Annotated in this window: 10 protein-coding genes; all 10 read right to left on the bottom strand. The window is 63.8% G+C overall.

Going from position 1 to position 13,654, the window contains the following annotated elements; translation table 11 throughout:
- Nucleotides 1-9: 9 nt before the first annotated feature.
- The 10 genes from PDR5_RS28295 to tssH all read right to left on the bottom strand — a co-directional run bounded on the left by PDR5_RS28295 (nucleotide 10) and on the right by tssH (nucleotide 13,650).
- A complete protein-coding gene (locus tag PDR5_RS28295) occupies nucleotides 10-1,011 on the bottom strand; it encodes a serine/threonine-protein kinase (RefSeq protein WP_011336582.1) in 1,002 nt (333 codons plus the stop codon).
- Nucleotides 1,008-1,736, bottom strand: a complete 729-nt coding sequence (locus tag PDR5_RS28300; protein ID WP_039765158.1) for a PP2C family protein-serine/threonine phosphatase — start codon at nucleotides 1,734-1,736, stop codon at nucleotides 1,008-1,010. Before PDR5_RS28300 ends, PDR5_RS28295 begins: the two co-directional genes overlap by 4 nt.
- Nucleotides 1,736-5,275 carry a type VI secretion system membrane subunit TssM gene (gene tssM, locus PDR5_RS28305; RefSeq protein ID WP_064600457.1) on the bottom strand — a complete coding sequence of 1,180 codons (3,540 nt, stop codon included), beginning with the start codon at nucleotides 5,273-5,275 and terminating at the stop codon, nucleotides 1,736-1,738. The genes PDR5_RS28300 and tssM overlap by 1 nt, the downstream gene beginning before the upstream one ends.
- A 13-nt stretch (nucleotides 5,276-5,288) precedes the next feature.
- On the bottom strand, nucleotides 5,289-6,164 hold the full coding sequence (gene icmH, locus PDR5_RS28310; RefSeq protein ID WP_064600459.1) for a type IVB secretion system protein IcmH/DotU: 876 nt from the start codon (nucleotides 6,162-6,164) through the stop codon (nucleotides 5,289-5,291).
- A gap of 5 nt (nucleotides 6,165-6,169) precedes the next feature.
- On the bottom strand, nucleotides 6,170-7,501 hold the full coding sequence (gene tssK / locus PDR5_RS28315) for a type VI secretion system baseplate subunit TssK (RefSeq protein WP_039765155.1): 1,332 nt from the start codon (nucleotides 7,499-7,501) through the stop codon (nucleotides 6,170-6,172).
- A 2-nt stretch (nucleotides 7,502-7,503) separates the two neighbouring features.
- Nucleotides 7,504-8,004 carry a type VI secretion system lipoprotein TssJ gene (tssJ, locus tag PDR5_RS28320; RefSeq protein ID WP_011336587.1) on the bottom strand — a complete coding sequence of 167 codons (501 nt, stop codon included), beginning with the start codon at nucleotides 8,002-8,004 and terminating at the stop codon, nucleotides 7,504-7,506.
- A 5-nt stretch (nucleotides 8,005-8,009) separates the two neighbouring features.
- Complete coding sequence (tagH, locus tag PDR5_RS28325) at nucleotides 8,010-9,203, bottom strand: type VI secretion system-associated FHA domain protein TagH (RefSeq protein WP_064600461.1); 1,194 nt, start codon at nucleotides 9,201-9,203, stop codon at nucleotides 8,010-8,012.
- Nucleotides 9,204-9,221: 18 nt separating this feature from the next.
- The gene (locus PDR5_RS28330) at nucleotides 9,222-9,362 is read right to left on the bottom strand and encodes a hypothetical protein (RefSeq protein WP_003229566.1); all 141 of its coding nucleotides are present in this window, start codon (nucleotides 9,360-9,362) and stop codon (nucleotides 9,222-9,224) included.
- Nucleotides 9,363-9,455: 93 nt separating this feature from the next.
- Nucleotides 9,456-10,982: a sigma-54 interaction domain-containing protein gene (locus PDR5_RS28335; RefSeq protein ID WP_064600464.1), complete on the bottom strand. Its 1,527-nt coding sequence runs from the start codon at nucleotides 10,980-10,982 to the stop codon at nucleotides 9,456-9,458.
- 10 nt (nucleotides 10,983-10,992) lie between these two features.
- Entirely contained in the window at nucleotides 10,993-13,650 is a 2,658-nt protein-coding gene (gene tssH / locus PDR5_RS28340; RefSeq protein WP_064600465.1) for a type VI secretion system ATPase TssH, read from the bottom strand.
- Nucleotides 13,651-13,654 lie beyond the last annotated feature (4 nt).

Here is a 13,654-nt window from a genome sequence, read left to right on the forward strand (position 1 = left end):
TGTCATCCGTTACGCCCTCAGCCGCAAACGCTGCAGCCAGGACGAAGTGGCGCCCAAGGCGTCACGCAATTGTTCGGCAGAAATGTTGCGCTCTGCCGCGTCAAAGGCCAGCGCGGTGCGCAGCGCGGGCCAGCAGTGTGTCGGTAGATTTGCCGGGGCTTGCAGCTCGCGCTCCAGGTGTTCGTCACGGGCCTGGGTCGAGGGCAAGCGGCGGAACGGGTGTTTGCCGCCCGCCAGTTCATAGATCACGCAGGCCACGCCGTACACGTCCGCGCTGGCCGACAGCGGTTGGCCCTCAAGCAGTTCGGGGGCGGCGTAGCCCGGGGTCCAGGCGTTGAAGCGCTCGCGGCTCAGGTGCGGCAGGCCGGGCAGGATGCCCTCCTCGGCCTGCCCGAGACCGAAGTCAAAGAGGCGCACGCCGTCTTCGCTGAGCATGACGTTGCTCGGTTTCATGTCACCGTGCAGCACGCCGCGACGGTGGGCGTAAGCCAGCGCGTCGAGCAGCGGCAGCGCGATGTCGCGCAGTTCTTTCCACGGCAACCCCAGCGGCCGCTCGCAGAGCAGTTTGTCCAGGGTCAGGCCACGCATGAGTTCCATGGTGATGAAGGCCCGCTGGCAATCGGTGTCCACTTCGAACGTGTGCGGTCGCAGCACGTTGTCGTGGCGCAGGCGTCGGGTCAGGGCGAACTCGCTGTAGAGCAAGGCGCTGGCGTCCGGCGACTCGGCAAATTCTTCGCTGAGGATTTTCAGCGCAATGTAAGGATCGGGATCGCCGAACTGTTCGTGCAGCAGATCCCGGGCCCGGTAAACCGCTCCCATGCCGCCGGCCCCGAGCAGGCGCTCGAGGTGGTAGCGGCCTGCCAGAACATCCGGCAGTGCGCCGACGCTGGCCTTGGTCGGCGCCAGCGCGGGTTCGGCGTTGTGCTGCTTTGCAAAAGCGAAATAGGTCAGGTTGTTGGCCTGCTCCTCGCTCATCAGCAAGTCATCGACTGAGGATTCGATTTCAGTCATTGGCGAATCACCACGGCAGTCAGATTGTCGCGGGCGGCGCCCCGCAGGGCGCCGTCGAACAGACGTTCCAGCGCCACATGTGGCGCCGCCAGGCTGAGAGCATTGCCGAGGGCGTCGCTGCTCAGGCCTTGATACAAACCATCGCTGCACAGCAGGAATACATCGCCCGGATACACCTCAAGCTCCAGCACATCCAGTGTGAGTTGTTCCGCCGCGCCGACCGCCCGGGTCAAGGCCTGGGCTGCCGGGTGTGCCGCTGCCTGTTCGACGCTCATCTGCTGCTCGTCGATCAGTTGCTGCTGCAGCGAATGGTCCTTCGACAGCTGGTACAACCGCTGCCCACGCCACATGTAGCAACGACTGTCGCCGGCCCAGATGCAGGCCGCGCGATTGCCTTCCACCAGCAGCGCCACGACGGTGCTGCCCATGATGCTGTCGTGGCGCCCGGCGGTGACGGTCAACTCCTGCCCCAGGCGCCGGTTCAGCCAGTGCAGGCACTGGCGGATGGCTTTGAGGCGTTCGTCGAAGTCTTCGTGCTGCGGCAGTTCAGCCAGGCTGGCGACGATCAACTGGCTGGCGATGTCGCCACCCTGATGACCGCCCATGCCGTCCGCGACCACCCACAGCCCATGCTGCGGGGTGTCGAGGAAGGCATCTTCGTTGCGCGACCGCACCTTGCCCGGGTCGGTTCGCGCCGCGCTGCGCCAGGGACTGGCCACCAGCATCAGAGCTGCACCGGCATACGGAAGGTGCGCAGCACGCCCATGTCGAACGGGTTCGGCGTGCGCTGGCTGGTCAGCAGGTAGTTGGCGCGCAGGCCACCCACGTCGGCTTTGAGCACCAGCACGTCGCGACCGGTCAGGTACTCGGTCTGCATCAGGTCGAACAGACGGAACAGCGACCACGGGCCGGAGTTCTTCTCGATGCCGATCGGGCGCCCGGCCATCTTGTCCATGACCAGGCTGGTGCGACCGTCTTCAGCATCGGTCGGCCACTTGAAGCTCATGGGCAGGATCGGACCGTGGCGGTACTCCATGGTCTTGTCGCCGAACTTGAACTCGGAACGGCTCACCGCCGGATCGAGGGTGTACGGCTCCAGTTTGAACTGCACGGTCGGTTCGGCCGGGTTGATCGAGAAGAAGCTCTGGCGAATGTTCAGGGCCGCCGCCATCTGATCGAGGAAGACCTTGGACACCGGCAGGCTGCGGCCGTCGACGCTGCGCATCCGGTAGTTGCCCGGATCACCGCTGACGAACGGACGCATGTAGCTGTCGAAGAAGCGGTCGATGGTGCCTTGAGCCCGGAAAAACTCGCGGAAATCGCTGATCGCCACGTCGCTGGTGCTTGAGGCGCTGAACGGGTAACGCTTGTTGATGGTCTTGCCATACACGCTGTACAGCTCGTTCTGATAACGGCCGTTCAGGTACTGGTAGGCATCGTTAAGCACCAGGCGCCACGAGTCTTCGGCCAGCACGTTGAACCACACGCTCAGCGGACGCGGCAGACGACCGGACGCATTGCGCAGGTTGGTCAGCGCATCACGCTGGCCGCTCATGCGGGTCTTGGCCAGCTCGAACGCGGCCTGCTCCGGCGTGCTGGAACGGGCGAGGCCCGCCAGTTGCAGTTGCAGGTCGTTGAGCGCGGTGAAGGCCGGGGTCAGGTCAGCGGCCGGGCCGTTGTTGTCGTCGAGCAATTTGTGCAGCGGCTCGAAGCGGCGTTGCAGGGACTTCTTGGCGGTGTCCGGCAGGTTCTTCGCCACGTTCAGGGCCGAGGCCTTGTCCGCTGCCGCCGCGGCGAGTTTGCCCACCTTGCCCAGTTTGCCTTTCTGTCCGGCCAGCGCATCAGCCGCGTCACCCGCCTCGTCCACCGGATCGGCAGCGGCCGGGAAACGGGTGTTCTCGCGCACTTCGGTCAGCAGCGCCAGCACCGGCGAGTTGGCCGAGGTCAGGCCCGCCAGTTGTTCGGCGCCTTCACCGGCATCGCTGATCGGCGGCAGTGCTACCTGGCCAACGGCCTCGCTCCAGTAGTTGGCGTAGTCGCGGAAGTACAGTTGCTCCAGCTCGACCATCAGGCGACGCAGATCCATGTCGCTGATGCCCGCGCCTTCGCCCAGCACCCAGTTGTCACGCAGGATGTCGGTCACCAGCGACGCGCCTTGCACCGAAAAATACTGCTGATAACCGGTCTGGGTGTAGAAGCCCGGGATCACGTACTCGGTGCCGATGAACAGCGAGCCCTGCGGCCCGAGGTGCTGGCTGAAACGGTAATCCGGCAGATTGCGCGCCTGCTCGCGGAGCATGCGGTAAACCACGGTCGCCAGCGACTCGCTGCGTAGGATCTGACGCGCCTGGGCCACCAGTTGCTCGTTGAGCGGATAGATAAACGGCTGCTGCAACAGACGCTCGAGGTGCGTATTCAGACCGTTCTGCACCGCGGTGTTGCCGGTGTAACGCTGCGACCAGTCAGCTGCAATCCAGTCCTTGAGCCATGCCGCGTCACGACGATCCTTCATGTTCAGCATCAGGTACGCGCGCAGGCTGTTGATCAGCTTTTCGCGGTCCTTCATGTTGGAGCGGATCTGGCCTTCAAGCATCGTTGCAACGCGCGGCAGCAGTTGCTTTTCAAGCTCGTGCTCGTAAGCCTCCTTTACCACCGGATTGACGTCCTGGCCCTGATACAGCCCCATCCGCTCGTGGTACGCAGCGTCGCCCTTCTTCGGGAACACCTGAGTCGCGGCGTAGCTGGTGTCGAGGGTTTTCAGTGCGCCCATGGCGTCATCGCGCGGCGACAGTGCCGTGCGTTGCTGCGTCCAGTTCTGCGCCAGATTGCGCAGGCTTTCCAGACGCTCGTAGTTGGCCGAGAAACCGCCGGCCCAGAGCATGCCGAACAGCACCAGCGCACCCAGTGCGCCGACGTACAACGCACGTTGGCCCCAGTGGATGCGGCTGCGCTCGCGCTTGTCCAGACCGGCCAGATCGGCCTCGGGGAAAATCACCCGGCTGAGCAAGTGATGGATGAAACGCGAACGACCGCTGCGCAATGTCGGCAGCACGCCGGCGCTCATGCCCAGACTCGCGCCGATGCCGGCGGTGGTCGAATCCATTTCCTGAGTCAGGTGCGGTGCGCTGGTCAGGTAGAAACCACGCAGTTGTGTCGCACGCTGGTAGCGGTTGCCGGTGAACGCCATATCGACCAGCAGGCACAGACGCTCGCCGATCTGGCCCATCTGGTGCGGGAAGTCGAGGATGCGGCCACGGCGCTGGGTGTCGCGCTCGGAGTGCATGCGCATGATCACCTGGCTGTTGAGGCGACGCAGCAGCTCTTCGAACTCGTTGCGCAGCACCGTCACGTCGGTGCCGACCTGATCCTTGCGGAAACTGGTACCGAGCACCTGATCGCTTTCTTCGCGAGTCAGTTGGTCGAAGAACTCGTCAAAGCCCAGCAGCTTGTCGGCCTTGCTCAGCACCAGATACACCGGCACATCGACGTGCAGCTTCTGATAGACGTCTTGCAGACGCGCACGTACCTGGCGGGCCAGGGTTTCGATGTCCTGTTCGCTGCCACCGGTCAGGGTTTCCACCGGAATGGTCACCAGCACGCCGTTCAGCGGACGACCGCGACGACGCTTGCGCAACAGTTCCAGCAAGGTGGTCCAGGCGCTGCCGTCGACTTCCGCATCCGGCTGGGTCAGGTAGCGGCCGGCGGTGTCGATCAGTACACCGTGATCGGCGAAGTACCAGTCGCAATGACGAGTGCCGTGGGTGTCGCGGGTCAGCTTGCGGTCAATCTTGTTGATCGGGAATTCCAGCCCGGAGAAGTCCAGCAGGCTGGTCTTGCCGCTGGCCTGCGGGCCGATCAGCAAGTACCAAGGCAAGTCATTGCGCCAGCGCTCGCTGCGGCCGCGGTACAGGCTCGAAGTCTTGAGGGTTTTCAGGGCGTCCTTGAAACGCTCCTTCAACTCTTTCTGCTCTTCGTCGATCAACTCTTCGCGGCGGATACGGTCCTGGCCGTCTTCGGTTTCTTCGACGGCTTTCTTGCGGATACCGGCGCGCCAGCTGACGAAGACCATGGTCAGGCCCCAGATCAGGAACAGCACGCTGATGGTCAGCAGACGCGAAGTCGCGCTTTCCCAGAACTTGTAGTCATCCACTGCCAACAACGGGCCGACGAACCACACCAGCAGCGCCACGAACAGCACCAGCAGCAAGGTCCAGACCCAGGTCTGGCGCAGGAAGGCGCCGACTTTCTTGAAAAACTTTTTCATCACACGTCCCTGTTTACGGCTGCGACTGCGGCGAGGCCGCGGCCGGATCAAGCGGCTGATATGGTTGCAGAACGGTGTCGCGCTGCTCGCCCAAGACCCAGGCGAAGCCCGAATACATCATCACCAGACAGACGAAGGTGAACAGCACCACCATCCACGCCGGCACGATGCGCACCAGATTGCGGCGCTGATCGTTGAGGCCTTCCCACTGCGGCGACAATTCGCGCGGCACGTCGCCACGCAACTGACGGATCTGCCGGTACAGGGCGTCGCGGATGCCTTCGAGTTCCAGCATGCCGCGCGCCTGTACGCGGTACTTGCCTTCGAAACCGAGGGACAGGCACAGGTACATCAGCTCCAGCATCGGCAGGTGCTTGACCGGGTTTTTCGACAGCCGATCGAGCAGTTGGAAGAACTTCTCGCCACCGAAGGTTTCGTTGTGGAAGCTGCTGAGCAGGCTCATCTGCGACCACTCGCTTTCGTTGCCCCACGGCGTGGTCACGACGGCTTCGTCGACCACGGTGCAGAGCACGTAACGGGCGGCCATCACCTGGCTGCTTTCGGCGCCGTTGTGCAGGGCGCGCACTTCGAACAACTTGAGCCCGGCGGTCAGGCGCTCGTTGAGCGCGTAGAGGTCTTCGCGGGTTTCACTGTGCTTGAGGCGCACCACTTCCGACAGCAGTTCGGACGACGCCGCCACCAGCGAATTAAGGCTGATGTTGAAGGCCTCCGCCGGGCGCAGGCGCGCGGCGTAGATCATCCGTTCTTCCAGTTGCTCGAAGCGCGGTGGCGCGGCGAAGTCGGTCAGCGGACTCGCCGCCGGGCCATGGCCCTGACGGTCGAGCAGGACGGTTTTGTCGTCCTGGTTGTGTTCCATGTCCTTGATCATGTCGGTCAGTTCCTGATGGCCCAGAATTTCAGTTCAAGCTCGGCGAATTCGCCAGACACGTGGAACGCGAAGCCGCCGGAGCGCTCGAGTTGTGCCAGGTCTTCGGAACTGAGTTCGAGGATGAAATAGGTTTTGTTGGAGTGGAACGCGATCTGCCGCGGGGCCACCGGCAACGGTTTGACCTTGATCCCCGGCAGGTGCAGGTTGACCAGTTGGCGGATGCGCTCCACCGGGCCGACCTTGAGGTGCGCAGGCAAGCGGTTGCGCAGTTCTTCGGAGTCGCAGTTGGCACTGGCTGCCAGCACGAACGACGCCGAGCCCAGCAGTTTGTGGTCGTGCAGCGGCGACACGATGATCCCGTACTGACGCGCTTGCAGGATCAGTTCGATGGCGTGCTGTTCCAGCACCATCGACAGTACCTGACGGATCGACTCCATCAGTTTGCGGAAGCTCGCACCCTGGTCGGCGTGGGAGTAACGGCTGTCCAGACGCGGGCGTTTGCTGTCGCTGGAGAAGGTCGCCAGATCGCCGAGCATGGTCAGCAGCGTGCGGTACAACTCTTCCGGGTGAACCTGCTCCAGACCCAGGTAGTGGCGCAGCAGCAGTTCGGTGCGGTTGATCAGTTGCAGCATCATGAAGTCGCCGATCTCCGCGCCGCCGACCTTGCCGTTCGAACGGATGCGCTCGGCAATGGTGTCGCCCCGGTGACCGAGCATGCTGATCACTTCTTTCAGGCACGACAGCAGGTAGCTGGAGGCGTGGGCCTGAATGTAGGTCGGCACGAAATCCGGGTCGAGGCTGATCACGCCGTCCGGCGTGGTGTCGAGCACGTCGCAGATCTTCAGCTTCACGTAGGCCTGATCGCTCTGCTGCTCGCCGAGCAACAGCTTGAAGTCCGGGCGACCGCAACTGACCTGGCTGGCGGAATCATCACCAGCGTTGGAGTCGGCCACTTCGGCGTCATACGCGGTGTAACGCGCCAGCACGTCGGACTGCTCCGGGCGACGGGCCTCGATGTGGTTACCGGTGACCAGTGGCAGCGCCAGGTAGATCGGCGTGTTGCCGGTGTTCGGCGGCACGTCCAGCGCCAGCGGTTCGGTGTTGCCGCCGAGTTCGAACAGGCTGCCGTCCGGCAGAATTCCCGAGGCTTCACTGATTACCAGTTTGCCCATGTTGAGGAACTGCAGGTCGATCTCCAGATTCAGGAAACCCCAGGTGTAGCCGCCCAGCAACCGGGTGCGGGTCTTCATCTGGTGATCGTAGTAGCGGTCGTTGTGCTGGAAGTGCTGCGGACGCAGCAGCATGCCTTCCTGCCAGATGACTTTATGGGTATTCATGATCAGTCATCCGCCTTGGCGAGCACTTCGTTGGTCTTGCGGATACCGGCCTGATCCAGGGTCAGATCGGCTTCGGTGACTTCCAGCGGTGTGATCGGGAACGTGTGGCGCCATTTGGTTTCCGGCAGGTCGCGGTACGCGGCGAGGATACCGATGAAGCGGCTGCCCTCCTCCACGCTGAGCTTCAGTTCCACGGTTTCACCCGGGCGCAGTTCGAGTTCTTCGCTGGCCACCAGATCCGGGTTGAGGGATTCCTTGGCGCGCTCGTAGAGGCTGAAGAAATCGGCGTTCTCGAAGGTCACCGGGTGCTTGAGTTCGAACAGGCGCACCACGATTGGCGACGGACGACCGTTGAGGTCCGGGTTCAGCTGATCGCTGCCGGTCAGCTTCAGGTTGATCTTGGTCACTTTCGAATACGGCGACAGCGACGAACAACCGGCGAGCAGCACCAACAGGGTGAGCGCGGTCAGCGTCTTGAAAAAAGCGGTCGAGCGGCGAGACATGCGCATCATCCTTGGTGGTCGGTGTGGAGGGTGGAGATCAGGCGGATCTGTTCTTCGTAGGCCTGGGCGAAGTCGCGGGCCAGCAGGCGCTCGCTCCAGTCGTCGTCCTGACGCAGCGCATGGTGGTAACGGTTGAACGCTCTCCAGCGCCCGCCAGCGGTGGCGAGCAACGGCTTGTTGTCACGCTCGAAACGCAGGGTCAACTGCTCCGGCGAGAAGTGTTCCAGAGTGCCGCGCACCGCCGCGCGGCTGGCGGTCAGCAGCGCCACCTGATGCGCCTGCAAATCGCGGAACGCCCGGGAGATCGCCTGCTCGGCCGGCAAATGGCCCGGCTTGTGCGGTTGCAACAGGATGTCCAGCGCTTCGCTCGGATCGACGGCGAATTTCAGCGGATTCTTGTTGGTGCCTTGAACGGTGGTCTGGGCCAGACGCAGTTCGTTCTTCAGCTCCGAACGGGTTCGCAGGCTCTGTTGCAGACCGCCGACGCTCTGGCGCAGCAAACGTGCAGCGTTCAGCGCAAGCGCTTCACGCTCGTCGTGGCTGAGGTTCTTCACGTTCACGCCAAGGGCCGCGCCGAATTTATCCCAGAAGGTTTCGCTCTGACGCTCGACCGCTTTCGGCGTCGGCGCAGGCTCAGGCGTGGGCTCGACGATCAGCTCCGGCACCATCAGGCTTTCCATGTCGATGCGCGCGTAGTCGGCGCGCTGACGGGAGTCTTCAGGGTCGGTCACCGGTGCGAGCATTTCCTCGAATTCCGAGTACACGCGCTCTTGCTGCTCCAGCGACTTCAGCGGGTCGAGGTCGAGGAACGCGTCGTCCGGAATGATGCTGCCGGCGGCACGCGGCAGGCCGACTTCACCGTCGAACGTCGCCGGGTCGCGCACCAGTCGTGCGCGAATCTCGAAGTCGCCCAGCACGTAGGTGCTGCCGTGCTCGATGCGCACCGGTTCGCCCTTGTGCAGACGTGCGCCGCTGTCGCCGTCCTGCACACCGTTGCTGCTGGTGTCGGTCAGGAAGAACGAACCCTCGCGATAGCTGACGATCGCGTGGTGATTGGACAAGTGACGCTTGCGGTCAGGGATGATCCAGTCGCAGTCCTCGCCCCGCCCGATCACGCCGCCGGCCTGTTTGAAGGTCCGCTGGCACAGCTCGGTGGGCACGAACTGCTTGGTGTTCAGCATTTCGAAAACCAATTCCATGTTTGATGCTCCTTGCGGTCACTTGCCGCGATTGACCGCCTGCGGATCACCCAACGGGCGGTAATCGTTATCGTTGAATTTGTAATTGCCGCTGCAACCGCCGAGGCCGCATAGAACGACGAGGGTCAGCAGGACAGCGTGCCAGTGACGAACAGACATCAGAGGGTCTCCAGGTGTAGACAAAGCACAAAGCGCCGACCCTCACGGGCGGCGCTGAAATAGGTGTTCGAGGTGAATCCGACGGACTTTCGCCTACCCATCGAAATCACCCAGATTGATGTTCAAGCGGCCGAGCCGGTACAGCAGCGTGCGGCGCGGCAAGCCCAGTTCGCGGGCGGCGAGCGTCTGGTTGCCGTCGTTCTTGCGCAGGCAATCGAGCAACAGATTGCGTTCGACCGCTTCCAGTCGTTCGCGCAGATTGAGGCCGCAGTGGTCTTCCGGCACCGGCGCCGATTCCAGGCGCAGCGAGAAATGCTCGGCCAGCAACTCGCCGCCCTCGCACAACAGCACCGCCCGCTCGACCAGGCCTTTGAGTTCACGCACGTTACCGGGAAAGGTGTAGCCGGACAGGTGTTCAAGCGCCGCGTCCGACCAGCGCACCGGATCACGTTGCAGGAAAGTGCAGGCCTTATCGGCAAAGTGCTTGGCCAGGTCGAGGATGTCGCCTTCACGCTGACGCAGGGCCGGCAGCTCGATCGGGAATTGCGCGAGACGGTAGTACAGGTCTTCGCGGAATTTGCCTTCGCTGACCAGCACCGACAAATCGCGGTGCGTCGCGGCGATGATGCGCACGTCGATCTTGTGCGTGTCGTTGGAACCCAGCGGACGGATCTCGCCTTCCTGCAACACGCGCAGCAACTTGGCTTGCAGCGACAGCGGCATGTCGCCGATTTCATCGAGCAACAGAGTGCCGCCGTTGGCCGCGTCGAACAGCCCGGCGCGGTCGCGATCGGCCCCGGTGAACGCACCTTTGCGGTAACCGAACAACTCGCTTTCCAGCAGGTTTTCCGGGAACGCCGCGCAGTTCTGCACGATGAACGCCTGGGACCGGCGCGGGCCGCAATCGTGGATCGCCCGCGCGACCACTTCCTTGCCGGTGCCGGTCTCGCCACGCAACAGCACGGTGTACGGGCTGTGCAGGACTTTGCTGATCAGCGAATAGGTCTGACGCATTGCCGCGCTCTTGCCGATCAGGCCGTAGCCGCTGGCACTCGGCAGGCTGCGCACGACCGGCGCGGCCGCATCCACTGGCTGGCGCAGACGCTGCAGCAAGTGCAGTTGACCAAGCACGAACGAGCCGAGCTGGCCGAGAGAATCGGCAAACCCTTGCAGGTTGATGTGGCGACGGCTGGCGCACAGCAACAGGCCTTCAACGGCCTTCTGCTGATTGACCAGCGGCACGCACAGCAGCGACTGCCACGGCGCGGACGAGGCCGGCAGAAAGCTGGTTTCGTGCAGGCTGCCGCCCAGGTCGTCGAAGCTCACCACGCGGTTCTGGCACAGGGCGAACTGCAACAGTTGCTCGCCGTTGTAGTCCGCCGGCAGGCTCGCCGCACTGCGCGGTTGCAGCACGCCGTCGAGGCATTCGGCGTTCATCCCCAGCGACGTGTGCGTGGCATCCAGCAAGTACAGCTGCGTCAGTTCGCAACCGCTCAGCCCGGCCAGACCGCGCACGAAGTCACCCAGCAGCGCAGCACCGTCCGCCGCGCGCGACAGGCTGGCGAACTGCGCCAGCAAGGCTTCGGCATAGAGCAGTGGCTGCGGCACTTGAGTGAACATCACACTCACCTCAGGCGAACTCGCAGGTCACGCTGGCTTCACCGTCGAGCGTCGCATGCACGCGCTTGAGGCTTTCACCGGTGGCCATGGCGTCGAGCAAGCGGTCGGCCACCAGCGGCAGTACGTGCTGGTCGAGCAAGTGGTCGATCAGGCGTGCACCGCTTTCGCTTTGGGTGCAGCGCTCGGACAGGTGATCGACGAGGTTCTGGCACCAGGTGAAGTCCAGCTGGCGACGGTTCAGACGCTCGCCCAGACGACCGAGCTTGATCTCGATCAGTTCGCGCAGCACCGGGCCGCCGACCGGGTAGTACGGCACCACTTTCATCCGCGCCAGCAGCGCCGGTTTGAAGTGTTTGCTGAGCACCGGGCGAATGGTTTCTTCCAGCACTTCGGCAGTCGGACGCGCACCGTCTTCGCAGAGGTCGCTGATCTTGTCGCTGCCCAGGTTCGAGGTCATCAGGATCAACGTATTACGGAAGTCGATCTCGCGCCCTTCGCCGTCGTTGGCCACGCCTTTGTCGAAGATCTGGTAGAACAGGTTGAGCACGTCCGGGTCAGCCTTCTCGACTTCATCGAGCAGCACCACCGAGTACGGCTTCTGGCGTACGGCTTCGGTGAGCATGCCGCCCTCGCCGTAACCGACGTAGCCTGGCGGTGCACCGATCAGGCGGGAAACGGTGTGCTTCTCCTGGAACTCGGACATGTTGATGGTGGTGATAAAGCGGTCGCCGCCGTACAGCAGGTCGGCGAGTGCCAGTGCGGTTTCGGTCTTGCCGACGCCGCTCGGGCCGACCAGCAGGAACACGCCGACCGGTGCGTCAGGTTTGTTCAGGCCGGCAGCGGTGGCGCGCATCGAGCGGTCCAGTGCGTGCACGGCTTGTTCCTGGCCACGGATGCGGGTGCGCAGGTCGGTGGCGAAGCTCGCGACCTTGGCGTTGTGTTCGCGGGCCAGTTGCGCCAGTGGCACGCCGGTCCAGGCGCTGATCACTTCGGCCACCAGACGCGGGCAGACTTCGAAGCTGACCAGACGCTCCTTGACCTGAGCGGCGGTCAGGGCGCTATGGGTTTCGTTGAGTTGCGCTTCCAGCGCTTCGACGCTCTGGCCTTCTTCAACCTCAGCAGCAACGGTTTCGATCACCGTGCCTTCGGCGTCTTCTTCAACAGTCACTGTCGGCTCGACCGCAGCCGCTTCGCGGGCCTTGGCCAGTTGCTGACGCAGTTCCAGCAGACGCTCGGCCAGTTGTTTCTGCTCGGTCCACTGGGTTTCCAGTGCGACCCTTTCCGCTTCGGCTTCGTCCAGGCGCGCTTCCAGTGCCTCCAGCGCTTCGTGGTCGATCAACAGACCGGCTTCGGCATCGCGACGCAGGGCCTGACGCTGACGACCGCCTTCAGCCAGTTCGCCACGCAGGCGCTCCAGGCTTTCCGGGGCGGCGGCGAGGCTGATGCGAACACGGGCGCACGCGGTGTCGAGCACATCGACAGCCTTGTCCGGCAGTTGGCGGCCGGCCAGGTAACGGGCGGACAGCTCGGCTGCGGAAACCACCGCGTCGTCCCGCAGGTAGATGCCGTGGCTCTTCTCGTAGACCTGAGCCAGGCCACGCAGGATGGTCACGGCTTCGCTCACGGTCGGTTCGTGCAGTTGAACCGGTTGGAAACGACGGGCCAGCGCCGGGTCTTTCTCGAAGTATTTCTTGTACTCGGCCCAGGTGGTCGCGGCGATGGTGCGCAGCTCGCCGCGCGCCAGCGCCGGTTTCAGCAGGTTAGCCGCGTCGGAACCGCCGGCATTGCCGCCCGCGCCGATCAGGGTGTGGGCTTCGTCGATGAACAGGATGATCGGCTTCGGCGAGGCTTTGACCTCGTCGATCACGCCTTTCAGACGACGTTCGAATTCACCTTTGACGCTGGCGCCGGCCTGCAACAGGCCCATGTCCAGCGACAGCAGCTCGACGCCCTTGAGCACTTGCGGAACTTCACCGGCAGCGATGCGCGAGGCCAGGCCTTCGACGATGGCGGTTTTACCGACCCCGGCTTCACCGACCACGATCGGGTTGTTCTTGCGGCGACGGGCGAGGATGTCGACCATCTGGCGGATCGCGCCATCGCGGCACAGCACCGGGTCGAGTTTGCCGTCGCGGGCCTGTTGGGTCAGGTTGTGGGTGAAGCGCTCCAGCAGCGATTCGCCCTGGGCGGCCGGTTTACCGTTGGCTGCTGCCTGAGGCTGTTGCGACAGGGCAAACTCCTTCAGGCGATCGATGTTCAGTTTGGCGAGCAACGGCTGGTAGCGGCTGCCGGCGTAGCGCATCGGGTTGCGCAGCAGCGCGAGGATCAGCGCCGCGTCTTCGACCGAGGTCTGGCCCAGTTCAAGGTTGGCCACCAGCAGCGCGTCTTGCAGCCACTGCACCAGTTCCGGAGCGAACACCGGGTTGCGCGAAGCGCTGTGCTCGACCCGCGATTGCAGGGCGGCGCTCAGTTCGCCGGCATCAACGTCGGCATCCTGCAGTGCGCGGGAGAGCAGACCGTTCGGGCGCTCCAGCAGGCCGAGCAGCAAGTCTTCGACCAGAATCTTGCTGCCGCCACGGGCCACGCAGCGCTCGGCCGAACGCTCCAGATCGCGACGGGTTTCGGCGTCCAGCGCCTGGATGAGTTGTTGCAGGTCTACGTTGATCATGGCT

The sequence above is a fragment of the Pseudomonas sp. DR 5-09 genome, from assembly GCF_001655595.1.
In the GTDB taxonomy this organism is placed as follows: Bacteria; Pseudomonadota; Gammaproteobacteria; order Pseudomonadales; family Pseudomonadaceae; genus Aquipseudomonas; species Aquipseudomonas pharyngis.